This is a genomic window from Chloracidobacterium thermophilum B, from assembly GCF_000226295.1.
GTDB lineage: Bacteria > Acidobacteriota > Blastocatellia > Chloracidobacteriales > Chloracidobacteriaceae > Chloracidobacterium > Chloracidobacterium thermophilum.
This window is the reverse complement of the sequence record NC_016024.1, coordinates 1,689,904-1,713,860: the sequence shown is the minus strand read 5'-3', so window position 1 is coordinate 1,713,860 and position 23,957 is coordinate 1,689,904. Positions and strand designations below refer to the sequence as shown.

The window sequence follows — 23,957 nt, the reverse complement described above, 5'->3', positions numbered from 1 at the left end:
CGGATGCGCTGCGTCGTAGTGTTTTCCAGATATACCTCGCCCGTTCAGGTCAAGTGTGTTTTTCATCACAAAAAAGCGTGCAGACGTGTCAGCAAGTGGAATACACTCCGGGAAGCGCCCCCGCTGGCCTTGGCCCTGTTCCGGGATGCCGTATCTCATCGAAAGATGCCGCGTTGACCCATGGTTTCAGCTTGCGCGCCTTCAAACCCGACGGTGCATCCCGTTGTGGAGACGACCTCGGCAACAGACGGAACACCGGTTGTTCTGGTGGTTGACGATGACTTCCAGCTTTGTGAGTTGCTCGGTGACCTGCTCGAAAGTGATGGCCTCGAAGTCCTGAGAGCCTGGGATGGAGAGGAAGCCCTCCGGCTGGTGGAAACCACTACGCCCGACCTGGTTCTGCTTGACATCCGCATGCCGCGCCTGGATGGCATCCAGACCTGTGCTGCGCTGCGCATGCGTCCGGAAACGGCCGACATCCCCATTCTCATGCTGACCGCAGACGTGGATGAGGAGAGCATTGGGCAAGCCTTTGCGGCCGGCGCCACTGACTATATGGCCAAACCCCCCAGCCCACTGGCGCTGCGGTTCCGGGCTGCTGGACTGATCAATGCCCACCGCCGCAACCGTCAACTGCGCGAAACAGAAACCCGGCTGCAATCCGTCATTCGCCATGCGTCGGATGCCATCCTGACACTTGACCAGACACTGACCGTCGTTTCCGCCAATCCGTCGGCGGCAAACCTGTTCGCTGCGGCTGCCGAAAACCTTCTGGGACGGCCGATTGGTGAACTGCTCGCCATCGCACCGGAAAACCTGGGCGCGCTTCCGGTGGAGACGGAGAGTTGTTTTCCGGGCGCGCCGGGGCGGATGGTTGAAGTCACGGCCGGGGAGTTTCATTCCGGCGGCAGGCGGTTTTATACCCTCATTGTCCGGGACATCACCGAGCGCAAGAAGGCCGAGAACCAGCTTCGGAAGTGGCAGGTGATGCTCCAGTCCACGCTCGATACCCTGTCCGCCCACATTGCCGTTCTGGATCAGAACGGCGTCATTCTGGAGGTCAATGAAGCGTGGAAACGCTTTGCGCGGGAAAACGGGCTTCAGACTGGCAACTTCGGCATCGGGATGAACTATCTGGCCCTGTGTGAGCAGGCGACAGGCCCTGAAAGCGAGGTTGCTCACGCCCTGGCCCGTGGCATCCGGCAGGTCCTGGCTGGAAAGGCGGCTTACACCCTGGAGTATCCCTGTCACAGCCCATGGGCCAGACGGTGGTTCATAGCGCGCGTTGCCCGGTCGGCGGATTTGCCGGAAGCGCCGATCGTCGTGGCCCACGAGGAATCTACTGAACAACACCTGGCGCGGGAGCAACTCCAGCAGGCGAACCAGTTTATGCGCCGGGTCATCGAGGCCATTCCCGACGGCATCGGGGTGCTGGATGCCCACGGACGCCTGAAGCTTGCCAATCGGGCGCTGAGCCACATCCTGGGCGTTCCGGCGTCAGAACTTCTCCGTCAGCGCGTGAGCGGCTTCCTGAGCCGTCACCGTCGCCTCACCTTGCGGGAAGCCGTCCGCCGGCTGCTGCACCGGGGAGGCGGCGTCGAAGACATCGAAACCAGTGTACGCCGAAAAGATGGATGTTTTGTGCCGGTTCGGCTGTCCCTGGTGCCGGTGATGTCCGACCAGACTCTCGTGGTCATTGTCGAAGACCTGACGCCACAGAAGGCCATGGTGGAGGTGCTCCGCCGCCGCGATGAGGAATGGTCGGCCACGGTGGATGCCATTTCAGACCTCATTCTGCTGGAAGACCCCCAAGGGCGGCTTCGTCGGTGCAATCAGGCCGTGGTGACGTTTCTCGGCACAACCTACCGGGACATCATCGGCCAGCCGACCGTTCGTCATTTCTTCCCGCACCTGGCGGACACGGCCAGAAACCTGCGTGAAGCTGTCGGCGACCCGCCGGAATTTCAACTTCCCGGTCATGACCGGTGGTTTGAAATGAGCAGTTACTGGATTCCACAGGAACGCGGGATAGGGACGGGATGGGTGCACGTCATCAAGGACATCACTGCACGCCGTCAGGCAGACAGTGCGATGCGGCGGCTGACGGCGGCCATTGAGCAGATTGCCGAGGCCGTCGTCATGCTGGACGGCTCCGGCTATGTCCAGTACGTCAATCCGGCGTTTGAAAAGACCACGGGGCTGGTGCGTGAGTCTGCCTATGGCTGCCAGTTCTTTGAGCTGCCGGTGGGCCCCGTTCAGGCCAGCCTCCGCGACGAAATCTTCCGGGCGCTGCAATCCGGGCGCGAGTGGCACGGTATCTACACGGCCCGCCGCAAAGACGGCACGACCTACCAGGAAGAAGCCTCAGTGTCTCCCGTGTGGGACGAAGCCGGCCGTCTCCAGAACATTGTCGCCGTGTGCCGGGATGTCACCGAACAGCTCCGCTACGAATCCATTGCCGAGGCCGTCAATGTCATGGAGACGACCGGATATATCTTCTCCGGCATCCGGCACGAAATGGGCAATCCCATCAACTCCGTCAAAACGGCGCTGACGGTACTGAAACAGATGGAGAATCCTTCGCGCGCCACCATCGCAAAGTATCTCGACCGTTCACTGGCGGAAATCAGCCGGGTGGAATACCTGCTCAAAACCCTGCGTTCCTTCAGCCTGTATGAAACGCCGGTGCTGGAGCCGTTGCCGATTGTGCCGTTTCTGGAGCGTTTCTGCTCACTCATCGAAGAGGACTTTGCCAAGCGCGGCATCCGGCTGGAATACCGGTTTGAAAAGGATGCCGGTACGGTCCGCGCCGACCAGCGGGCGCTGCATCAGGCCCTGCTCAACCTCGTCACCAATGCAGCGGATGCCCTTGAGGGCTGCGATGATCCGACCATTACGCTGCGCGTTTTTCGGCGCGAGCATCTGGTGAGTATTGTCATTGCGGATAACGGCGTTGGGTTGACGCCCCAGCAGCTTGACCAGCTCTTCAAGCCGTTTTACACCTCGAAGCCGCACGGCACCGGGCTGGGACTCGTCATCACCCGGAAGCTCATCACCAAGATGAACGGCACGGTTGAACTCCGCCCCGTGCCGACCGGCGGATGTGAAGCCATCGTGACGCTCGAAGCCGTTGCTCCGAAGGAATAGGCCGGATGTCCAGGCGGATGCTCATCCTTGATGACGAGCCTTTGTTTCGGGAAACCCTGGCCGATGTGTTCAGCGGACGGGGTTTTTTGGTTTCCCTGGCGTCGAGCCTGGCGGCGGCGCGGCAACTGTTGCACCGGATGCCCTTTGACATCGTACTGCTCGACAACAAGCTGCCGGATGGCGGCGGACTGGCGCTGGTCCCGGAACTTCTGCGGTCAAATGACGCCGTGAAAATCCTGCTGCTGACGGCGTTTCCGAGTTATGAAAATGCCGTCCAGGCGCTCAAGTCCGGCATTCACGACTATCTCTCCAAGCCCGTTGAGATTGAGGAAGTCATCCTGGCCGTCGAGCGGCTGCTGCATACGACGGCGCTGGAAAAGGTTGAGGAAGTTCACCGTTTTCAGGCGCATCAGGAGAGCCGGACGGCCCTGCTGGTTGGCGCCGGGGCGCGTTTTGCTGACATCCACCGCCTCATCGAACGGGCGGCGGCAACCGAAGCGCGGGTGCTCATCACCGGTGAAACGGGCACGGGAAAAAGCCTCGTCGCCAAGGCGATTCACTATGCTTCGCGTCTGGCCGAAAAACCGTTCATCAGCGTCAACTGCGCGGCCCTGCCGGAATCGCTCATCGAAGCCGAGCTGTTTGGCGTCGAAAAGGGGGCCTTTACCGGGGCCACAGCCACCCGCAAGGGATTGTTCGAGCTGGCCGATGGCGGGACGCTGTTTCTCGACGAAATCACCGAAATGCCGCTGGCGCTGCAATCCAAACTGCTCGGCGTGCTCGAAGAACAAACCATTCGCCGACTGGGCAGTGAAGTGCAGCGCACGGTGTCCGTCCGCGTTCTGGCCGCCACCAACGTTGACCCGGAAAAGGCCATTGCGGCGGGCACGTTCCGGCGTGATCTCTACTACCGGCTGAATGTCATCCACATCCACCTGCCGCCGCTGCGGGAACGGCTCGACGATTTACCCGCCCTGTGCCGGCACTTCATCGCCACCCTGGCGCCGGGACGGGCCGTGGACATCCCGGAGGACGAAATTGCGCGCCTGGCTGAATATACGTTTCCCGGAAACGTCCGCGAGCTGCGCAACCTCATTGAACGCAGCCTGATCCTCCACGACGGGCAGTACATTTTCCCGTGCCGGTTGATTTTCAACCCGGCGGCGGCGTCCCAGCCGCACCCGGCGGAACCCCTCCGGCGTCTGGCTGATGTCGAACGGCAGCACATCCTCGCCGTGTTTGAACGCTGCGGCCGCAACCTGACGGCGACGGCCCAGGCACTGGACATCTCCCTGTCCACGCTCCGGCGCAAGTTGACCGAATATGGGGTGCGCCCCACGGCTGCCGCATCCCCTGCCAATTTGGAAGCCCCCCTTTCAAAATGACACGTCAGGCTGGCATCTGCGCCACGAAGTCAGCCGGTGCTTTTCCGATACACCTCTGATTTTCAGTGGTTTACGGGTTTTTCCGGTGCTGGCACAGAGCTTGCACTGCAACTGGGCAGACCGTTCTGTGGTGCAGGTAAAGCCAATGCCGACCGTGCTCATCGTGGATGATGAAAAGCTGTTCCTCAGCAGCGTTTCCGAAGGGATTGCCAATCTTCTGGACGGCATCACGATTCTGACGGCGAGCCAGGGTGCAGAGGCGCTGGAGATCATCCGTCAGGGGGGAGTGGACCTGCTTGTGACCGACCTGAAGATGCCCGTGATGGATGGCTTTCAACTGCTGGCCTGTGTGGCGTCGGAGCAGCCACAGGTTTCGGCGATTGTGATGACCGCCTTTGGAACGAGCGAAATCGAGAAGCGCGTCCGGGAAATCGGGGCCATTGGTTACATCGAAAAGCCTATTGATCTGCATGCGCTGGCCAGCCTCGTCGAGAACACGCTGGCCAAGCGCAGCGCGGGTTTTTTGCGGGGCATCAACCTGTCAAGTTTCCTGCAACTGCTCAATATCGAACGCAAAACCTGCACGCTCAACATCCGCCAGGGGCAACAGCTTGCGACACTTATTTTCCAGGAAGGCGAGCTGGTGAATGCCCGGACTGAGCACCGGGAAGGTGAAGCGGCGGTCTATGAGGTCATCGGTTGGTCACGGCCTGAAATCGAGATGTCCGGCGTTGTCAAAAAGCAGCCGGTAAACGTGCATATCCCCCTCGACCACCTGCTGCTGAATGCACACCAGATGCTGGATGAGCAGGTTCGGGAACAGTTTCTTTCGCCGGAAGGCCAAACATCCGGCCCTCCGGTCGAACCCTTTCAACCCACCGGCCCCCGGGCCGAACACCTTTCACAGGAGAACATCACTATGGGCAACATCAAGGAATCCCTCGTCGCTGTTATGGAAATTGAAGGCACCATTGGTGCGGCATTGGCCGACTGGAAAAGCGGCATGTGCCTTGGCACGATTGGCGGCACACCCACCTTCAATCTCGAAATTGCCGCGGCATCAAATACCGAGGTTGTCCGGGCAAAAATGAAAGCCGTGGCCAATCTCAACCTCAAGGAAACCATCGAGGACATTCTCATCACCCTCGACACCCAGTATCACCTCATCCGCCTGCTCAAAAGCGCGCCGAATCTTTTTCTCTACGTGGCCATCAAGAAAGACACCGGCAACCTTGCGCTGGCCCGGCACAAGCTGGCCCAGATCGAAGCCAAGCTGGAGGTCTGAACGGGCACCCCAGGCATTGGTGCAAAACGCGGGAGGCTGAATACCTCCCGCGTTTTCACTCGTCGGCTGCCGCAGCCTGAACGATTGGTTATCTTGTCCACAAGATACAAGGGAGAACAGAACGCTGCTACCGGAACCGAGCGGACCCTCGGCTGCAACACGCCGCCCAACGGCACGCGCTTCAGCCGCCGCGAAGCGAGCGCAAGTAAGCGAAGTGGTCGGCTGGAAGCGCTTGTTAGCCCACTTTTGTTTTATGGATTGGAAGCACATCTGCTCAAGAGTAGTGCTGTTAATGTGATTCCGAAAAGGATGTATTTGCTCATTGCGCTTCACCGTAGCGGGCTAACGGTTGGTCTTAGCGGCAGCGGTGGGGCGGACAAGACACCTTCGCCTAAAAACTGCCCGGCTGGCTCGCGGCATATGCCAGGAAGCGGCGAAGCCACTGTCCGCTGCAAACGGCGTTAGGGGGCCACACAGAACTTATGCTAGAAAAAAGCGCAAACCTGCCTACATGGGACCTGCACTTTATTTCTAATTCATTTTTCTCCGCTTCTCAATTTCGCGCGCAATATCATTTAAAGATTTATTCGCAAATAAACTATCCCGCTCTTGGGCATAGTTTCCATACCCTTGCGTAAATTGTCTCAAAAACCGGACAGCATCTACTACGCCCAACTCTTTATAGAGTAAGCGAATGGCTTGCTGATTGATTTCTACTAATGGTCTTGCTTCTGTAAGCATTTTTCGATCTCCTGAACCAAATCCACAGGATTAATGACCTTTACCGATAAGTTGGCGATTTTTTGGGCATTCCGCAACAGACGGTCATCACATGTGCAAAAATAATCTGCCTTTCCTGCTTCCGCTAACGCCAAGTGAGGTGCATCAAGTGGCTTAATCCCGTGTTCTAAAAACTCCGCTGCCCGCTTTTTCTCGTTTTCGGTGACTTCAGTCACTTGACTGGCTTTTGCCAGTACTGCGAATGTATGCTCCTTGCGGACAGATAAACTGCTTTGCTCGCTTTCATAAATCAGCGCTTCAGATGAAAGAAGTTCTGCTTGACCGTTATCGCAATAGGTTATCAGCCCTAAAATGGCTTCCGATTCCAAAACTATCCGAACCTGATTTGGTGTATCCAGCGGTCTTTGAATGGCGCAAAGGTCAAGATAGATTTTCACACTGCACTTTTAACACTTTTTGGCTCGGAAGTTGCCCGCCCAACGGTTGGTTTTAGCGGCAGCGGCGGGGCAGGCAAGACATCTTAGCCTGCTAACACCTTTACAGATTTGCGGCGCATACCATGCGGTCATCTGACCCACAGCATACTCAGAATCGGCCGGCAGGCAAGCCGTACAACTCGCACAGGCGTAAGCCTCCCGTGCTGCAACATGGTTTCCGGCTGCGATGTTTTTCCGTTGGTGGCACTCTCCAGGCAACCTCGTTCAGGAAGCTATTCGACCAACTCAAGCAATCGCTGGAGATGTACGACTTTTACACCCGCCAGATCGAAGCCTGCGGCGCCGAGATCAAGCGCGTGTACCACACCACTCACCCCGCCCGAAAACGGCCCGGACGATGACGACCGGCCGCCTCAGAATCCTCAAACACAAGCGCAAGAGTCACAGCAAGAACGTGCCCCAAGGGGGCCATCTGTCAGCACCTGAAGCGCAACCACACCCAAGGATGCCGGGACAAAACACGGGATGCCAAACGCGGGATGCTGGTCTCATCCCGCGTTTTCACCCAAGGCTACTTTGGCAAATCCACCCGAACCATAACTACGCCACAGCCAGCAAGCATTTGCTTCAAAAGTGGTCTCCTGGCTGCAAATTGGCGCGAGAGTCCACCTGCATCGCTCTGCTTCCCTTCCACTCAAAGACCAACAAGCCCTACTCTCTATTGCCCAAAGCATAAGCCGGCACGGCACGTACGTCTTGCTCAAGTCAGAGGCTTTAGAAAGCCAACTGGGGGCAAACGTACGGTCAGGTTTGCGTCCACCGAAGCACATTGCGGCCGGCCCACCGGCGTCAAACCTGCCGAATCCCCCCGACGATGCCGGATTCGGTTGCTGAGGAAGTTCGTCATGAACCGAAATATGTTGTTTTCACTGGCGCTGACGGCGTTGCTCGGCGCTGGCTGCATGGCCGCGGCCGACCCGGCGCGGTCATCCGCAACGTCCCAACCCGAAGGAGGTACCTCACCTGTGACCAGCCCTGCTGACACGAATCCCAATCCTACGCCCGGCTGCCCACCGGCGCTCGACTTCACGATGAAGAGCATTGATGGCAAGGACATCAACCTGTGTACGTACAAGGGCAACGTCCTGCTCATCGTCAATGTCGCCTCCCGCTGTGGGTACACGCCGCAGTACAAGGGACTCGAAGCCCTCAACCAGAAGTACCGTGCCAGGGGGCTGCGTGTGCTGGGTTTCCCATCGAATGACTTTGGCGCCCAGGAGCCGGGCACGGATGCGGAAATCAAGGAATTCTGCACCTCAAACTATGGTGTGCAGTTCGATATGTTCTCGAAAATCACCGTCAAGGGACCGAACAAGCACCCGCTTTACCAGTACCTCACCTCTGGCGGGGGCAATGAAAAGCTGGCCGGCGAAGTCCGCTGGAACTTTCAGAAGTATCTCATCGGACGGGATGGCAAGCTGCGGGCGGTGTTTCCATCAAGCGTTGATCCGATGTCGGATGAGCTGACAAAGGCCATTGAAGCCGCGTTGGCCGAACCGGCGGCGTAAAGCCTGACAAAAACCGCCGGACACAAAACTGCCGGGCCGGAGGAATTTCCCCCGACCCGGCATCATAGTGCCCTGTGCCCGTGCTCACATCAGACCCGGAGTGAGCGTTCCCCACCAGACTTGCACGTAAGGGGACAGCGTGATGGTTCCGTTCAACGGTACACGGAAATCGTACCGGTAAGCGCCCTGCGGAGCGCACGGCTCCGGTTTCAGGGTGACAACCAGCGGTTGTTTGTCACGGATGAGCGTCAACTTGACGTCACCGGTTTCAACCTGGCGCAACTCTTGGAGCAGGTCGCGGCTGCTGCGCACTTCCCGGTCGCCGATTTTGAGGATGCAATCTCCCGCGCGCAGACCGGCTTTGTCCGCCGGCGAGCCGGGTCTCACTTCTGTAATCAACAGACCGCCAGGTGCGCCGAAGTAGCGCGCAAGCTGTTCGGACAGCGGCTGCGTCCGAATACCGAGCCGTCCCCGGTCGCTCACTGAGAAGGTGAAAAATTCCGGTTGCGGCTTGAGTTTTTCCCGTAATTGTTCACCCTGCCTGCGCATCTGCTCAGCCATCTCCTTAATTTCCTGGAGCTGTGCGGCGTCAAGTGGCGGGTGGACGGTGATGGAAAATGGTCCGTCCGGCAGCGTCATGACGCTGACCTGCGGCTTTTCCGGCACGACTGTGACCGTGTTGAGCTGTTTGTTGCGGACGATGCCCAGCGTCATGGCCTGTCCCGGCGTCTGTTTGCGCAGCAGGTCCCGGAAGTGCTCGACGTTGACGACCGGCTGACCGTTGATGGAAACGATCACATCGCCACGCTGAAGCCCGGCTTTGTCCGCCGGACTGTTGGGAATGACCTTCATCAGATGTACCCCCTGGGCCGGTGATACGCCAAGGTCTGCTGCCTGCTGCTCGGAAAGCGTTTGTGGAAAGACACCCAGGTAGATGCCGGGCGTCCGGGGTTCAGCCGGTGACGCGCTGGGCGTTTGCGGCCCCTGTCCGGCCGGTGCGTCCTCCACCGGCCGGGTATCGGCCGCCAGTGCGGCCGTTGCGAGCGACAGTGGAAGCGCCAGCGTCAACAGAGTCTGGCAGAAACGCCGAATCAGCCGCGCCGGACTGTGGGAAACGGGAGTGAACGACAACAAGGTGGACGACATGGTGTTGAGCCTCAACATGGAAAAACTTGTGGCAGCCTGACCGTGCGGGCACCAGGGCTGCCCACAGCGTGAAGTCATCTGCCTTCACACACGACGACCATCAAAGCGAGTTCCAGGGAATTCCTGCCCGGTGGTGTGCCCTGCCAGGGTTTGGCAAACCAAACCCTGGCAGGGGATGGTTGCGGGACGGTTGGGCAGGCTGCTGGCCAGGGCCTTACGGCTGTGCCGCTTTTTCCTTGGCCTTGGCAAAGTCGCCGGCCTTGAAGCGGCTCATCCGCTCATAGCTGATGTACCTGGCAAAGGCCGCCGAGACCTGTTCCGGCGTCAGGGCCTTGATTTTGGCCTCGAATTCAGCGTCCCAAGTGGGACGTCGTCCGAGATAGAGATAGCTCTCCAGTCTTGACGCCAGTTCCCGGTCCTGCGCCCGCGACACCTGCTGACCCTGCAGGTAGCCCGTCTTGGCGGTTTCGACCTCCTCGGCTGTGAAGCCCTCACGCACGGCACGCTCGACTTCCTCTTTGAAGGCCGCTTCCAGACGGGCCAGATTTTGTGGCGCGTAAATGGCCGAGACGGTGAATGTGCCCAGGCGGTCCAGTGAACCAACCTGCAACCCGGCGCCGATGCCGTAGCTGATGCCCTCTTTCTGCCGGATGCGGACGGCCAGGCGGGAGTTCAGGAAACCACCGCCGAAAATGTACACGGCGAGCGCCAGCGCCGGGTAGTCCGGGTCATCATCGCGCATTTCAAGCGGCATGCCGGCAATGAAGAAGGCATTGGCTTTGTCTGGCGTCTCAAAGGTCTCATCGGCAGCCGGAATGGGACGAAACCGGCTTTCCAGACGTACAAAGGGGGTTTTGGCCGTCCAGCCGCCGAAGAGTTCCGTCGCCAGTTTTTCAACTTCAGCCGGATCGAAGTCCCCGACGACGGCCATCTGGGCGTTGGAGATGCCATAAAACGTTTCATAGAAGCGTTTGACATCGTCCAGCGTCACGGCCTTGATGCGTTCGATCTCCTCGTCTGGCAGAGGGGTATAGCGTACATCTTCTTTGGGATAAGGGTTGATGTGGCGTGAAAAGGCGCGGGCGGCCACGCTGGTTGGTTCACGTCGGTTTTGCTCGGTGCTGGTAATGCTCTCCTGTTTGAGCTGCTCAAACTCGCTTTCCGGGAACGATGGCTCCCGCAGAATTTCCGCGCCCAGCCGCATGACGTCCGCGAGATGCTCGCGGGTTGTCGTGACACTGAAATTAGCTTGCCTGGCGCTGCCGAAAACGCCCCCCTGTGCCTTGAGGCGGTCGAATTCATCGCTGATCTGCTGCCGGGTTTTCTTCTTCGTGCCACGGTCGAGCATGGCTCCGGCAAAGAATCCGACTTCCCGCTGGTTGCGCAGGGCCTGCTCATTGCCCAACCGGATGGACATCGTCAACGTTACCGTATTGCCACGGGTCTTTTTCGGCAGCAGCACCATCTGTAAACCACCCTGGGCTTTGGGCAGGATGGATCGCGCTTCGATGTTTTCCGGGGTGGGGTCAAAGGCTTCACCGGCAGCAACAGCCGCACTTCCTTTGTAATCAGCCAGAAGCGCCGTGATGTCCGGCGTCGGCGGGATTTCGGCCCGGTCGGGCTTGTCAGTCGGAATGAACATGCCGACCGTCCGGTTGTCGGGCTTGAGGTAGGTTCTGGCCACCCGTTGTACGTCTTCAACCGTGACGGCCTTGAGCCGGTCCCGATTGAGGAAAAAGAGCCGCCAGTCGCCAGCAGCAATCCACTCGCTGAGTTCCAGCCCCAGCCGCTCGGAGTTGTTGAGGGTCTGTTCGATGCTGACCAGGTACTGCCGCCGGATGCGTTCCACTTCTTCAGCCGTCGGCGGCTTGCTGCCGGCAGTTTCTTCAATGGTCGCCAGCAGGGTCTGACGGACGGCTTCGATGTCAGCACTGGTCGGTAAAATGGCCGCAAAATTGACCAGCCCCGGCTCTTTGGTATCGAAGCTGAAGCCCTGCACAAAGGCGGCTTTTTTGGTTTCGACCAGCGCCTTGTGGAGCCGTCCGCTTGGGGTATCGCCAATGACGCCGGCGAGCAGTTGTACGGCCGGTTTGTCGGGATGTGCCGCCGCCGGCACGTGGTAGCAGACGAGGATGACCTTGGTATCGCCCACGCGCCGGATGGTCACGGTACGTTCGCCATCCTGGGTTGGTTCGAGCGTGTAGGTCGGCTCCAGCACGCGGGTGGGTTTCGGGATGGGGCCGAAATACTCGTGAATCATCTTCAGGGTCTTTTCTTCGTCGAACTTCCCGGCCACGAGCAGCACGGCGTTGTCCGGCTGGTAATACTTCCGGTAGAACGCCTGCAACCGCTCGATGGGGACGTTTTCAATGTCCGCCCGCGCGCCAATCGTCGCTTTGCCGTAGTTGTGCCAGTCGTAGGCCACCGCATGCGTGCGTTGCAGCAGCACCCGGTAGGGACTGTTTTCCCCGGCCTCAAACTCGTTGCGCACGACGGTCATTTCCGAATCGAGGTCTTTCTTGGCAATGAAGCTGTTCACCATGCGGTCGGCTTCCAGATCGAGCGCCCACCGGAGGTTGTCTTCGGTTGCCTGGAAGGTCTCGAAGTAGTTGGTGCGGTCAAGCCAGGTGGTCCCGTTCGGGCGTGCGCCACGCTCGGTCAGTTCCTTGGGAATGTCCGGGTGGCGTGGGGTGCCCTTGAACACAAGGTGTTCCAGCAGGTGCGCCATGCCGGTTTCGCCGTAGTTTTCATGACGCGAACCGACCAGATAGGTGATGTTGACGGTGATGGTCTGCTTGGATTCGTCGGGGAAGAGCAGCACCCGCAGCCCGTTTTCCAGACGGTACTCGGTGATGCCTTCCACACTCGTGACGCGCGTGACGCCAGGCGGCAGGGCGATGGTTTTGGCCGGCGTGTCGGCCTTGACGACCACAAGCAGCAGGGGACTTGGCAGGCACAGGGCGGTTGCCAGACAAACACTGGCCAGCCCACGCAAAAAGGCGAACTTCATAAGGCGGGAAACCTCGGACAGAAAGGATGATTGAGTATTGCCAACGCTACAAACGTGGGCAGACTGTAAGGGTTTCAGAGAGATTGTGGCAACGCCGAATCATATCAGCAGCATGGCGTCGCCATAGCTGTAAAACCGGTAGCCGGCAGCCACAGCATGACGGTAGGCGCACATGACAGGTTCATAGCCGCCGAAGGCGACGACCAGCGCCAGCAGGGACGACTGCGGCAGGTGAAAGTTGGTGAGCAGTCCGTCGAGAACCCGGAAGCGGAAGCCCGGCACAATCGTCAAATCCGTCATGCCCTGACCGGCACGGACAACGTTGCCGTCCACGCCGTCCTGGGCAACGGTTTCAAGTGTGCGCGTCGAGGTCGTTCCGACGGCGATGACCCGGCGGCCTTCGCGCTTGGCCGCATTGACGCGCTGCGCTGTGGCTTCCGGCACGACATAGACTTCCGGTTCGACGCGGTGCGCCGCCAGGTTTTCCGTGCGGACGGGCTGAAACGTTCCGTAACCCACGTGCAGGGTCAGCTTGACAATCTCCACGCCCTGGGCAGCCAGAGTGGAGAGCAGCTCCGGCGTGAAGTGCAGGCCGGCCGTCGGGGCCGCAATCGAGCCGGGCGTGGCGGCATAGACCGTCTGGTATCGTTCCCGGTCGGACGGGGTGTCGGCTTCACGGGCAATGTAGGGCGGTAGCGGCGTGCGCCCGATCCGGTCGAGCAGTGCAAAAAAATCACCCTCACAGGTAAAAGCAATCGTACGGCGTCCGTCTTCCAGCCGGCCCGTGACAACACCCCGCAGCTCGTCCTGACCGAAGGTGAGACGGTCGCCGACGCGCACCCGGCGTCCGGGTTTGACGAGCGCCGTCCAGGTTTGCGGGGCGGTTTCACGTACCAGGAACACCTCGACGAGTCCGCCGGTCGGTTCGCGCCGGCCGATGAGTCGCGCCGGGAAGACGCGCGTATCATTGAGTACGAGAACATCGCCAGCGCACAGCCAGCGGGGAAGGTCCTTGACGTGTGCATCTTCAAGTGCGCCGGTGCGTCGGTCCAGCACGAGCAGGCGCGCCTGGTCACGTGGTTCGCAGGGGTGCTGGGCGATGCGTTCCGGGGGAAGGTCGTAGTGCAGGTCGGAAAGGCGCATCGGTTACGGGGCGTTGTCGGAAAGCACGGGTTCGTGAAAAGCTTTGGAATCGGGCCAGTGGTTCATCGCTGAAATCAGGCGCCGGAAGCAAGCCGCCATGCCGAAAGAAAAAACCGTTTACACCTGCCAGCAGTGTGGCTACCAGAGCCGAAAGTGGCTGGGGCGCTGCCCGGACTGTGGTGCGTGGAACTCGCTGGTCGAGGAACGCGAAGACAGCACGCTTTCGGCGGCGGCGCTGGCGCGTGGGCTGGGCGGGGCGTCCGGCAAAGGCGCAAAGGCAAAAATTGCGCCGACGCGCTACGAGCAGGTTCCGAGCCAGGATGACGCGCGCCTTTCCTCCGGCATCGCCGAGCTGGACCGTGTTTTGGGCGGTGGCATTGTGCCGGGGAGCCTGCTCCTCATCGGCGGCGACCCGGGCATTGGCAAATCCACGCTGCTGCTTCAGATGGCCGCCGGTTTGAGCGCCGCCGGGGAACGGGTGCTCTACGTCAGCGGGGAAGAATCCGAGCGGCAGATCAAGCTGCGGGGCGACCGGCTGGGCCTGCGTCCGGGCGACCTGCACCTGTTGCCGGAAACCTGTCTGGAGCGCGTGTGGGAGGTGGTCACGGACCTCAAACCGACGCTCATCGTGGTGGATTCCGTACAAACGGCCTACTCCGAACGGCTGGACAGTGCACCGGGCAGTGTTTCCCAGGTGCGCGAAACCGCCGGGCAGTGCCTGCTGATTGCCAAGCAGCAGGGCATTCCCATTTTTCTCATCGGGCACGTCACCAAGGATGGCGTTCTGGCCGGGCCGAAGACGCTCGAACACATTGTGGATACCGTCATCTACTTCGAGGGGGAGCGCCACCATAACCACCGCCTCATTCGTGCGACCAAAAACCGTTTTGGTGCCACCAACGAACTCGGTCTGTTTGAGATGACCGGCGCGGGACTTGTGCCGGTGAGCAATCCGTCGGCGCTGTTTCTGGAGCAGCGTCCGGTTGGCGTGGCCGGGTCGGTCGTCGTGGCCTGCATGGAAGGCACGCGCCCGATGCTGGTGGAGTTGCAGGCGCTGGTCAGCAGCAGCAAATACGGGACAGGGCGGCGGACGGTCGAAGGCGTCGAACCCAACCGCGTGGCGTTGCTCATTGCCATGCTCGAAAAACGGGCCGGGCTGCACATGCTGGGTGATGATGTGTTTGTCAACGTGGCTGGCGGATTGACGCTGGCCGAGCCGGCGGCGGACCTGGGCATCGTGGCGGCCCTGGCGTCCAGCTTTCGGAACACGGCGGTTGATCCGACGACGGTCGTCTTTGGGGAAGTCGGCCTGGCGGGTGAGGTGCGTGCCACCAGCCAGCCGGCTATGCGGCTCCGGGAAGTCGCCGCCATGGGCTTTGCGCGGGTGGTGATGCCGGCGGGAAATGTGCCAGGTCTGGAATGGCCGGACGGATTGGAGGTCATTGGCGTCCGGTCGGTTCTGGAGGCGCTCGATGTCCTGTTCTGATGTGCCCCTTCTGATGGGCCCCGGCGGGCGGAAGCAGAGGTGTGGTGTGTTTGAGCAGCGAGCGTTTCCACGTGGAGGTTGCGCGTGACAGCATTTGATTGGCTGGCGCTGGTGGTTGTGGCGTTTTCGGCCGTGAGCGGTGCCGTCCGGGGGCTGGCGAAAACGGTCATTTCCAGCGTGGCTTTTCTCGCGGGATTGGCGCTGGCGCTGGTGTTTTACGATGACCTCGCTGCTGGACTGAAGCACCTGGGTGTCACCGCGCCGGTGGCTTACGGGCTGGGGTTTCTTCTGCCGGTGGCCTTGGCAGGGCTGGGCGGGTGGTGGCTGGTGCGTCATCTGCGCCGCCGCTTTCGCAAAACGCCACTGGCCACGTTTGACCGACTGGGCGGCGGCGCGCTGGGCATCGGACGCGCCTGGCTCGTGCTGTCGGTCATCTATCTGGTGCTGACAGCTTTTCCGGCGCAACCGGCATTTGTGCTCCATGCGCGGGTCACGCCGCTGGTCAAACCCGGCGCGCGGCTTCTGACCGAACTTGGGAAAGCCGATCTGAAAACCCGTTTCGAGCAGGGGATTGCTGAACTGCGCCGGATGAAGGAAACCACACTGCACCCGAAAAAGCCGGGTGCAGCGCCGGATGTGGCGCGCGACGGGGGCCGTGCAGGAAGCCCGGGCGCGCCTGCCACGCCGCCTTCATCCCGCCGTACGACAACGACGCCACCGACCTGGCCACGGTAAGACGCTGCTACTGCTGGTGACGACGGCGATACGTCGCCCGTTTGATTGGTGAGCTGCTGAATGACAGGCGCGCGCAGCGCCGGATGTTATGCAGGTAATGCGTCAGGGCTTGGTCACGGCTGGTCAGGCAGTGTTAGCATGAGGCGTGCCGGGGGCGACACCTCGGACGCAAAAATTCTGTGGAAGAGTTCTCATCCATATCCAATGTCCAAGGAATCGTTTTCTGATGCCGGTTCTGATGCCGGGCCGGATGCGCCAGGCGCGCTGTCCGGTGGTGCGGCAGAGCGGTCGGATGGTGCGGCCAAGCAGCGGTTTGAAGCGTACCTGGTGGAGTGTGTCGAGCGCCTGTTTACGGAAATCGGGACGCGCCTCTCGAACTCGCTTCAGCAAACGCTCGGACGCCTGGTGAATGTGCAGTCCCGCTCGATTGACGTGCTGGAAAAGCTGGAGGCTGAGCAGCGGTACATGCGGGCGCAGATTGAACGTCTGTCGGCCGACATAGCCCTGCTGCGCCGGGGCAGTATGACCCCCCCGGTGCCACGTGGGCGTCGCGCGTGGACACATCGCCACCGGCGGCTTTTCGTCGCGTCGCGTCCACGTCTGCCAAAGGACTGAGAGAACCCGCCCCAGCCTTCACCAAAGCCACCTGACCCGGCCGGCATCTCAGACCAAAGACAACGACTACGTTGTGGGAGCAGTCCGATGATTGGCGCGATGGAAAAAGTTCTGGCTGTCATTCTGGGCGGCGGCAAAGGCACCCGCCTGTATCCGCTCACGCGGGAACGCTCAAAGCCGGCTGTCCCGCTCGGCGGCAAGTATCGTCTGGTGGATATTCCCATCAGCAACTGCATCAACTCCGGTATCTCACGGATACTGGTGTTGACACAGTTCAACTCGGCATCCCTGAACCGCCACATTGCCCGTACCTATCGGTTCAGCCAGTTCACCAATGGTTTTGTTGAAATCTTAGCGGCCGAGCAGACGCCGGAAAATCCCGACTGGTTCCAGGGCACGGCCGATGCTGTCCGTCAGAACTTCCGCCATCTGAAAAGCACGCACGCAACGACGATTCTCATCCTGTCGGGCGACCATCTCTACCGCATGGACTACGCCAAGTTCATTGCCTACCACGAATCGTTCGGCAATGACATCACGGTTTCCGTCACGGCCATCCCTCCCGACGAGGCTTCGGAATTCGGGCTGCTCAAGGTGGATGAAGACGGGCGGGTGATTGAGTTTCGGGAAAAGCCCACGGGTGCGGCGCTTGAGGAGATGCGCGTGGACACGACCCGGTTTGGCCTTGCGCCGGAGGAAGCGGCCAAGCGCCCGTATCTCGCTTCCATGGGAATCTATGTCTTCAAAATGGATGTGCTGGAGTCGCTGCTGCGCGACACCAGCCGGGTGGATTTCGGCAAGGAGGTCATTCCGCACGCCCTCGAAACCCACCGGGTGGGAGCGTATCTTTTCAACGGCTACTGGGAAGACATCGGGACGATCAGTGCCTTCTTCCGCGCCAACATCGAGCTGACGGATGTCCTGCCCCGCTTCAACTTCTTCGACATGTCTGCGCCCATCTACACCCGGCCCCGGTTTCTGCCCGGTACAAAGGTGCGCAACGCCCAGATCATCAACTCAATCATCAACGAAGGGTGCATCATCAACGAAGCCACGATTCGGCGTTCGATTGTTGGCATCCGCAGCCGGATTGAAGGCGGCACACATTTTGACCACGTACTGATGATGGGGGCTGACGAATATGAAACCGTGGATGAACTTCAGCAGAATCGGGCGGCCGGGCGGCCGGATATTGGCGTCGGGAAGTTCTGCACGATTCGGAACGCCATCCTCGACAAAGGGGTGCGGATTGGCAACAACGTCCGTCTGCTGAATGAAAGCGGGGTCAAGGAGGCCGATGGTCCGAACTACTTCATCCGTGACGGCATCATCATTATCCCCAAGGAAGCCGTTATCCCAGACAACACCACCATCTAAACGCAGCAGGAACGGAGGGGGTGGCTGCCATGGGCCGACTTCGGCAACTGCGGGACCTGCTTTGGAAGACGACGCTGGATACGCTTGAGTACGACTGCATCGGTTTTGCCAAGGAAGCGGCCTATTCCTTTGTGTTGACCTTTTTCCCACTCCTGCTTTTTTTTGTGGCTGCGTTTGCGGCCTTGGGCAGCGAGCAGACGGGGGGGATTCTGGACGCCCTGCGGCGCATCATGCCGCCGGGAACGTTCAGCGTGGTGGAAAGCTACTTGCAGCAACTCATGCAGGGACGGCCCGGACGGGTGGCGCTGCTGTCGTTTGTCGCCACGCTCCTGCCAGCGATTGGGCTGATTGCCACGCTGTCGCGGGCGCTGGACCGTATCTATGGAATTTCCCCCCGGCGCTCCTTCTGGCGGGAGCAGTTGTTATGCCTGGAGCTGGTGTTTGTCGTCGGGCTGCCGTTGGTGCTGGCGTCCATTGCCGGCGTGGTCGGGTCGCATCTTGAACAGCTCATCGCCCGTTGGAGCGGCGGGCAGGTCACCTTTGGCTACCTGTGGGCCGCCGGGCGGTGGTTTCTGGTCGTGCTGAGTGTGTTTTTGATTCAGATGCTTCTGTATCGTCTCGCGCCGAGCCGCCCGCCGCGCTGGCGGCACATTCTGCCGGGAGCCGTCTTTGCCACGACGCTGTGGGGATTGGCCACGCTGGGTTTCGGCATTTACGTGGCCAATTTCAGCGCCTACGGCCGCATTTATGGCAGTATCGGCACGGTCATCGTGCTGCTCGTCTGGATGTACGTCATCACCTTCGTGTTCCTGGTCGGGGCGGTCTTCAACCGTCGGCTGGCCATTCTGGAACTCGAACACCGGCTGGAAAAGCTCTCCACAGCAGAGGCTGCGTCGGTCCTGCTCACCAGTGTCACGGAAGAAACCGACAAAGCGGAGGCGGCCCACCTTCCCTGAAACGTAACTGCCGAAGGCGGGCCGCCGGAAGCCGGACAACCGTTCACTGCGGCGGTGGCTGATCGGTCGGCGGCGGAAGCTGGACGGGCGGGGCCGAGGTGTCGCCGGCTTCCGACGTGTGTCGGGTGAGTCCGAGCCGCAGCAGGGCCGGCGCCGTCGGCGTGCCGGTTTCTTTCAAGCCATTGGCGCGCTGGAAGTTCCGCATGGCTTCGCGGGTGCTTTCATCATACTGCCCCGTGATCTCGCCCTGGTAGAAACCGGCTTCCTTGAGCTTTTCCTGAATTTCGCGGGTACGGGCTTCCGGGATAACCAGACTGCGGGGCGGGCGGTAGGGCATCGCTGGTGCCGCCGCCCGTGTGCCATAGGCGGCTGTCACCCGGCTCCGGCGGGCGTAACGTCCCCGGCGGCCGTAGCGTCTGCCCCGGACGCGGTAGGCGCGTCCGCTCCGTCCCCGCACGATACGCCCCCGGCGGCTGCGGTAACTGCGACTGCGGTAACTGCGTCCCCGCGTGCTGCGCATCCGTGCGCTCCGTCCGCGCATCCGGCTGACCCGTCCCCGGCTGCGGGCAGCCCGACCACGGGCGGACGGTCCCCGGCGGCTTCGTGCCGCTGCGCCACGACTGCGGCCGCTCCGGGCCCGTCGGCTCTGGGCGCGCCGCTGGCCGGCGGCACGCCGCTTCTGGGGGCGGATGACTTCTTCCGCGTGGGCGTCGGGAAACATCGGGGCGGGAAGCCCGGCTCCCACGAGTAAACATGCAATGACGAGTGCCAGTTTGGCGCACAGCGCCCGACTCCTGTGCAGCATGGAGAGTTCCTTTCCTATCATTTCAAGAATGTTATGACGGCTCTGAACCTTACCAGAGGATAACCAGCCCTGCCTTCCCGGTCAGCAGGTGCGTTTGACGACGACCACCGTGATGTCGTCCTCCGGGACGGCCCCGGAGGCAAAGGTCAGAGCTTTTTCGACAATGGTTTCACATAGCTCGCGCGCCGGCAGGTGGGCATGGTGGTGAAGGACGGCTTCCAACCCATCATAGCCGAAGTAGCTTCCAGTGCGGTTTTTGAGTTCCGGGAGTCCGTCGCTGTACAGCACGAGAACATCCTGTGGGTTGAGTGCGTGGGTCAGGATGGGAAGCCTGCCCAGTGTCGGCCGTACTCCCAGCGGGTAGGCTCCTCCTTCCAGGCTATGGGCGGTTTTCGTGGCAGCGCAGTACACTATGGGGTAAGGGTGTCCGGCATTGGCAATGGTGACATGTCCGGTGGGCACGTCGAGCAGCGTATAGCAAAACGTCATCAGGTCGCGGCGCGTGCCATTTTCATGGATGAGTTTGTTCAGGGTCTGCATGACGTGCACCGGGTCTGGTGAAATGCCAAGCTGGTTGAACAGCGCGCCTTTGGCCAGCGCCATCAGCAGTCCCGAAGAGATGCCATGGCCGGAGGCGTCTCCGATGACCACGGCCAACCGTTTCTCGCCGACGTGGATGTAGTCGTAATAGTCGCCCCCGATGTCTTCTGCCGGACGTGACAGCCCCGCCACCTCGAGGCCCTCCAGCGGCGGCTCACCCTGGGGCAGCATTGAAGCCTGAATGCGGGCGGCCAGGGCCACTTCGGCCTGGAGCCGCTGGCGTTTCATTTCTTCTTCGAGGAGACGGATGTTTTCAATTTTGACGGCCGCAACACTGGCAATCGTGGTCAGCACCTCCAGGTCGTCCGGCGTAAAACGGCGCTGGTAGGGGTTTTCGACGTAAATCAGCCCGTGGAGCTGCTCCCGAAACAACAGCGGAACACACATCACGGAGCGAATGTCGCCGAGCAGAATGGACTGGCTGCCGGCAAAGCGCGGGTCCTGCCGGGCGTCGGAGGTCAGCACTGCCGCTTTGGTTGTCAACACCCGTTCGGTGATGCTCTGGCAGACGACAGCTTCCTCACAAAGCAGGCGAGTGGTGCGGGTACGCGCCACACGGCACTCAAGCTGCTGGGCGTGGTCGCAGGTCAGCAGGAATCCCCGCTCGGCTGGCAGCGACTCGAAAACCAGGCTCATGACTTCTTCCAGCGTTTCGCTGAAACTGACATTGGAAAGCAGCGTGACGCCGACCTTGCTCACGAGCGCCAGCAGGTCAGGGCGCTGCGGCTCCAGCTTTGTTTTCGGGAAAGTCTCCGCCGGGGCTGCACCTGGTGTTGCGGTCAGAAGGATGGTTTCCTCCGGCACAGACTGGGAACCTCTGGGGAGTCCCCCGGAACTGCGCTCAAAGGCACGATGCAGAATTTCTTCTGCTGTGTTGACCGTTCCCATCCCAATCTGCGCTTCCGGGACTGTAGCCAAAGATGTCCGGGAGTACGTCACCGACGGCGCGGCAGTCTGGGTAAAGTGCGTTTCGGGGACGAGTTCGAGTTCGGTTTCGCCAATGCGGAAGCGTTCCCCTGGGTGGAGGCGGATGGGCTGCGCAAGGCGCTGCCCCTGATAGTAGGTGCCATTGGCGCTGTGGAGGTCTTCCAGAATGTAGGTCTGTCCATCCTGCTGAAGTGCAGCGTGGATGCGCGAGGCAAAGGAGTCCGGCACCATGATGTCGGCGCGCACGCTGCGCCCAATGGTGTAACGGGGTTTGACCAGCAATATCCGGTGTGGTGGTGTGTTGGGCAGATGAATGACGAGGGAATACATTGCGTCTGGGTCGGGCGTCTGTTGACTGGAAGTCAGCACATGGCGGCAAAAAATAGTCGAAAAGTGTGCCCGGCGCTACGGCCGAACTTCAGCGCGGTGCCATAGATGCTGGCTGCGCAAGGGCGGCCGGGAAAGCCGGCGTAGGGAGACCGGGTTGTTCTGCGGCCGACAGTGATCAACAATACAAAACCTATGTTTCTCCTTGCCTGCGCCTTTGTCCTGGGAATTCTGGATGGTTTGTGGTCGCCGCCCCGCGAACGGGTCTGGCCGGTTCGGGTCCTCCTGGGGCAATCCTTGGCCCGCCTGCTGTGGTGTGGGGCGCTGGGGATTCTCGCCGGACAGCTTGGTGTCTGGGTGGCCGAAGCCGCTTTCCTGATGGGTTTTGGGCGGCAGGTGTTCTTTGTCCCGGCTGTGGGGCTATTGCTGTTGGCGCTGGGGTGGATGGGCTGGCGTTGGCGGCTGGGCCGCCGCCCCTGGGCGGCATCCCGGCTGGTGCATCCATTCGCTGTGGTCATCCGGGTTTCTTCGCTGCTGCTGGCAGCCCTGCTGCTTGCCCTGACGACCTGGGAAATCCGGCAGGCAGCCGTGGCGATGCTGTGCTTTGGCTTTGGCGCGTTGCCCGGAGATGTGGCGCGGTCGCTGTTTTCCAACAGCCGGTGGTGGGAACGGCTCCAGCCGCTGGCTGCTTCCGGCGCAGCCGGAGGGCTGACCGTGGCCGCTTTGGTGCTGACTGCGGCCGGATTGGGCTACGACGTGTTCACCGGACGCGCGCTGGGCGATGATCTCGATCACCTTGGGCACGTCATCTCCGGTGACGACAGCCTGATCGCCATTGGCGCACCGGTCCCGGATGTCGCCTTCAAAAGCCTCGACGGGCAGACCGTCCGCCTGAGCCACTACCGCGGCCGCGTCGTCGTTCTGGTGGCGATTGGAACGCGCTGCCCGTGCGTTGAAGCCTACCGCGCCCGCCTCAACGCGCTGGCCCAGGCTTATGCTCCGCGCCAGGTGGTCTTCATCGGTTTCAACCCGAATGCCAATGAGTCCCTGACGGAAATCCGCGAGCGGCAGAAGGCCAAGCCGTTCGTTTTTCCGGTCGTCGTGGATGAAGGCCGTCAGGCCACTGACCTGCTGGGTGCTACGTGCATGACAGAATGCTTTCTGGTGGATGCCGCCGGGCGGCTCCAGTACCACGGGCGCATTGACGACAACACCTATCACCCGGAGCGGGTAACAACACATCTTCTGCAGGAAGCTCTGGAAGCCGTCCTGTCCGGGCGTCCGGTCAATGTCCTGTGCCGGCCCGCCATTGGATGCGCCATCGTGCGCCAGAAGCCCGGCGAGGCTCAGCGCAACCAGTAGAGAATGGCGACAACCGCCAGCCCATACAGCACGAGGTTGACCAGCGATGCGCCGTCGTTGAGCAGCGCCTTTTCCGGGCTGCCGCCCATCTGCCGCCGGTGGATGAGGTACAGGTAGCGAAAGATGCCGTAGAGCACAAACGGCACGGTGAACACCAGCCGCGTCGTGCCAAACTTGGCGACTGTTTCAGGGGCGACGGTATAGAAGGTATAGCAGACGACGGTCGCGGCCGTGACAACCGAAATCATCTGGTCAAGCAGATCGGGCGTGTATTCACCCAGAATCCGCCGGTGGGCCGTGGCGCCGTCTTCGAGCAGCAGCAGCTCGTGCCGCCGCTTGCCAAGCGCCAGAAACAGCGACAGCAGCATGGCGCAGATGAGCAGCCAGGCAGAAATCGTCACGGCGATGACCTGTCCGCCGGCAACGGCCCGCAGCACGAATCCGGCTGCAATGCACCCCACGTCGAGAATGACGACGTGCTTGAGGCGTACCGTGTAGGCGACTTGCAGCAGGAAGTACGCCACGGCCGTCCAGGCAAAGGGCGTTGAAAGCCAGAAGGCCGCCGCCAGCGCGCCCGCTGACAGGAAGGCACAGGCCGCAATGCCAACCGGGACTGGCAGCGCCCCGGAGGCCAGCGGCCGGTGCCGCTTGAGCGGATGGGCGCGGTCGCTTTCGATGTCGAGCAGGTCGTTGAGCAGATAGACGCCGCTGCTGAGCAGGCAGAATACGGCGCAGGCGGCACACACCAGCACCGTCTCCCGCCAGTGAAAGAGGTTTTGCGAAAAGAGCAGCGCCGGAAACAGCAGCACGTTTTTTGTCCACTGCTGCGGACGCATCGCCTTGAGCAGGGCCAGGGGCAAGGTGAGACCGAAGGAGACGACGGCAGTTGGCATAGGCGGTGACTA

The 23,957-nt window shown here is 61.1% G+C and carries 18 protein-coding genes; 10 read left to right on the top strand and 8 right to left on the bottom strand.

What is annotated here, in order from left to right; genetic code table 11:
* The first annotated feature begins 180 nt into the window (after positions 1 to 180).
* The 3 genes from CABTHER_RS07075 (at position 181) to CABTHER_RS16545 (ending at position 5,817) form a co-directional block, all read left to right on the top strand.
* Entirely contained in the window at positions 181 to 3,147 is a 2,967-nt protein-coding gene (locus CABTHER_RS07075) for a PAS domain S-box protein (RefSeq protein ID WP_014099927.1), read from the top strand.
* Positions 3,148 to 3,152: 5 nt separating this feature from the next.
* Positions 3,153 to 4,532 (top strand): sigma-54-dependent transcriptional regulator, encoded by a 1,380-nt coding sequence (locus tag CABTHER_RS07070; protein WP_081464762.1) that lies wholly within the window; start codon positions 3,153 to 3,155, stop codon positions 4,530 to 4,532.
* Positions 4,533 to 4,677: 145 nt separating this feature from the next.
* Entirely contained in the window at positions 4,678 to 5,817 is a 1,140-nt protein-coding gene (locus tag CABTHER_RS16545; protein ID WP_014099925.1) for a response regulator, read from the top strand.
* A gap of 531 nt (positions 5,818 to 6,348) precedes the next feature.
* Here the strand turns inward: CABTHER_RS16545 and CABTHER_RS16540 are convergent.
* Both CABTHER_RS16540 and CABTHER_RS07060 read right to left on the bottom strand, forming a co-directional pair.
* Positions 6,349 to 6,558 (bottom strand): hypothetical protein, encoded by a 210-nt coding sequence (locus tag CABTHER_RS16540; RefSeq protein WP_081464760.1) that lies wholly within the window; start codon positions 6,556 to 6,558, stop codon positions 6,349 to 6,351.
* On the bottom strand, positions 6,534 to 6,995 hold the full coding sequence (locus CABTHER_RS07060; protein ID WP_014099924.1) for a PIN domain-containing protein: 462 nt from the start codon (positions 6,993 to 6,995) through the stop codon (positions 6,534 to 6,536). The genes CABTHER_RS16540 and CABTHER_RS07060 overlap by 25 nt, the downstream gene beginning before the upstream one ends.
* 905 nt (positions 6,996 to 7,900) lie before the next feature.
* Between CABTHER_RS07060 and CABTHER_RS07055 the strand changes: the two genes are divergently transcribed.
* Positions 7,901 to 8,563, top strand: a complete 663-nt coding sequence (locus CABTHER_RS07055; protein WP_228374035.1) for a glutathione peroxidase — start codon at positions 7,901 to 7,903, stop codon at positions 8,561 to 8,563.
* Between the two features lie 84 nt (positions 8,564 to 8,647).
* Here the strand turns inward: CABTHER_RS07055 and CABTHER_RS07050 are convergent, their stop codons facing one another.
* The 3 genes from CABTHER_RS07050 to queA form a co-directional block, all read right to left on the bottom strand.
* Positions 8,648 to 9,709, bottom strand: coding sequence for a PDZ domain-containing protein (locus CABTHER_RS07050; RefSeq protein WP_014099922.1), 1,062 nt, complete (start codon positions 9,707 to 9,709; stop codon positions 8,648 to 8,650).
* A gap of 214 nt (positions 9,710 to 9,923) precedes the next feature.
* Positions 9,924 to 12,719 carry a M16 family metallopeptidase gene (locus tag CABTHER_RS07045; RefSeq protein ID WP_014099921.1) on the bottom strand — a complete coding sequence of 932 codons (2,796 nt, stop codon included), beginning with the start codon at positions 12,717 to 12,719 and terminating at the stop codon, positions 9,924 to 9,926.
* Between the two features lie 99 nt (positions 12,720 to 12,818).
* Positions 12,819 to 13,862, bottom strand: coding sequence for a tRNA preQ1(34) S-adenosylmethionine ribosyltransferase-isomerase QueA (queA, locus tag CABTHER_RS07040; RefSeq protein WP_014099920.1), 1,044 nt, complete (start codon positions 13,860 to 13,862; stop codon positions 12,819 to 12,821).
* 97 nt (positions 13,863 to 13,959) lie between these two features.
* On the opposite strand from queA, the gene radA reads away from it, so the two are divergent.
* The 5 genes from radA to CABTHER_RS07015 all read left to right on the top strand — a co-directional run bounded on the left by radA (position 13,960) and on the right by CABTHER_RS07015 (position 19,031).
* Complete coding sequence (gene radA, locus CABTHER_RS07035; RefSeq protein ID WP_014099918.1) at positions 13,960 to 15,348, top strand: DNA repair protein RadA; 1,389 nt, start codon at positions 13,960 to 13,962, stop codon at positions 15,346 to 15,348.
* Between the two features lie 84 nt (positions 15,349 to 15,432).
* Entirely contained in the window at positions 15,433 to 16,083 is a 651-nt protein-coding gene (locus CABTHER_RS07030) for a CvpA family protein (protein ID WP_041569128.1), read from the top strand.
* A 204-nt stretch (positions 16,084 to 16,287) separates the two neighbouring features.
* On the top strand, positions 16,288 to 16,698 hold the full coding sequence (locus CABTHER_RS07025) for a hypothetical protein (protein WP_014099916.1): 411 nt from the start codon (positions 16,288 to 16,290) through the stop codon (positions 16,696 to 16,698).
* A gap of 87 nt (positions 16,699 to 16,785) precedes the next feature.
* Complete coding sequence (locus CABTHER_RS07020) at positions 16,786 to 18,075, top strand: glucose-1-phosphate adenylyltransferase (protein WP_014099915.1); 1,290 nt, start codon at positions 16,786 to 16,788, stop codon at positions 18,073 to 18,075.
* Between the two features lie 29 nt (positions 18,076 to 18,104).
* Complete coding sequence (locus CABTHER_RS07015) at positions 18,105 to 19,031, top strand: YihY/virulence factor BrkB family protein (RefSeq protein ID WP_014099914.1); 927 nt, start codon at positions 18,105 to 18,107, stop codon at positions 19,029 to 19,031.
* Between the two features lie 43 nt (positions 19,032 to 19,074).
* Here the strand turns inward: CABTHER_RS07015 and CABTHER_RS17420 are convergent, their stop codons facing one another.
* Entirely contained in the window at positions 19,075 to 19,836 is a 762-nt protein-coding gene (locus tag CABTHER_RS17420; RefSeq protein ID WP_041569127.1) for a peptidoglycan-binding domain-containing protein, read from the bottom strand.
* A gap of 81 nt (positions 19,837 to 19,917) precedes the next feature.
* Positions 19,918 to 21,693 (bottom strand): SpoIIE family protein phosphatase, encoded by a 1,776-nt coding sequence (locus CABTHER_RS07005; RefSeq protein WP_014099912.1) that lies wholly within the window; start codon positions 21,691 to 21,693, stop codon positions 19,918 to 19,920.
* A gap of 192 nt (positions 21,694 to 21,885) precedes the next feature.
* Here CABTHER_RS07005 and CABTHER_RS15695 point away from each other — a divergent pair, with 192 nt between their 5' ends.
* Positions 21,886 to 23,052, top strand: a complete 1,167-nt coding sequence (locus CABTHER_RS15695; RefSeq protein WP_014099911.1) for a redoxin domain-containing protein — start codon at positions 21,886 to 21,888, stop codon at positions 23,050 to 23,052.
* Here the strand turns inward: CABTHER_RS15695 and CABTHER_RS06995 are convergent.
* Entirely contained in the window at positions 23,037 to 23,945 is a 909-nt protein-coding gene (locus tag CABTHER_RS06995; RefSeq protein WP_014099910.1) for a decaprenyl-phosphate phosphoribosyltransferase, read from the bottom strand. The two genes, CABTHER_RS15695 and CABTHER_RS06995, sit on opposite strands and share 16 nt — an antisense overlap.
* Between the last annotated feature and the right edge of the window lie 12 nt (positions 23,946 to 23,957).

Excerpts from the sequence above, each read along its gene's own strand:
- CABTHER_RS17420 (WP_041569127.1), bottom strand. The coding sequence starts at position 19,836 with ATGCTGCACAGGAGTCGGGCGCTGTGCGCCAAACTGGCACTCGTCATT.
- CABTHER_RS07050 (WP_014099922.1), bottom strand. The coding sequence starts at position 9,709 with ATGTCGTCCACCTTGTTGTCGTTCACTCCCGTTTCCCACAGTCCGGCG.
- radA (WP_014099918.1), top strand. The coding sequence starts at position 13,960 with ATGCCGAAAGAAAAAACCGTTTACACCTGCCAGCAGTGTGGCTACCAG.
- CABTHER_RS16540 (WP_081464760.1), bottom strand. The coding sequence starts at position 6,558 with ATGCTTACAGAAGCAAGACCATTAGTAGAAATCAATCAGCAAGCCATT.
- CABTHER_RS07055 (WP_228374035.1), top strand. The coding sequence starts at position 7,901 with ATGAACCGAAATATGTTGTTTTCACTGGCGCTGACGGCGTTGCTCGGC.
- CABTHER_RS07005 (WP_014099912.1), bottom strand. The coding sequence starts at position 21,693 with ATGTATTCCCTCGTCATTCATCTGCCCAACACACCACCACACCGGATA.
- CABTHER_RS15695 (WP_014099911.1), top strand. The coding sequence starts at position 21,886 with ATGTTTCTCCTTGCCTGCGCCTTTGTCCTGGGAATTCTGGATGGTTTG.
- CABTHER_RS07045 (WP_014099921.1), bottom strand. The coding sequence starts at position 12,719 with ATGAAGTTCGCCTTTTTGCGTGGGCTGGCCAGTGTTTGTCTGGCAACC.
- queA (WP_014099920.1), bottom strand. The coding sequence starts at position 13,862 with ATGCGCCTTTCCGACCTGCACTACGACCTTCCCCCGGAACGCATCGCC.
- CABTHER_RS07015 (WP_014099914.1), top strand. The coding sequence starts at position 18,105 with ATGGGCCGACTTCGGCAACTGCGGGACCTGCTTTGGAAGACGACGCTG.
- CABTHER_RS07070 (WP_081464762.1), top strand. The coding sequence starts at position 3,153 with ATGTCCAGGCGGATGCTCATCCTTGATGACGAGCCTTTGTTTCGGGAA.
- CABTHER_RS07025 (WP_014099916.1), top strand. The coding sequence starts at position 16,288 with ATGTCCAAGGAATCGTTTTCTGATGCCGGTTCTGATGCCGGGCCGGAT.
- CABTHER_RS16545 (WP_014099925.1), top strand. The coding sequence starts at position 4,678 with ATGCCGACCGTGCTCATCGTGGATGATGAAAAGCTGTTCCTCAGCAGC.
- CABTHER_RS07020 (WP_014099915.1), top strand. The coding sequence starts at position 16,786 with ATGATTGGCGCGATGGAAAAAGTTCTGGCTGTCATTCTGGGCGGCGGC.
- CABTHER_RS07075 (WP_014099927.1), top strand. The coding sequence starts at position 181 with ATGGTTTCAGCTTGCGCGCCTTCAAACCCGACGGTGCATCCCGTTGTG.
- CABTHER_RS06995 (WP_014099910.1), bottom strand. The coding sequence starts at position 23,945 with ATGCCAACTGCCGTCGTCTCCTTCGGTCTCACCTTGCCCCTGGCCCTG.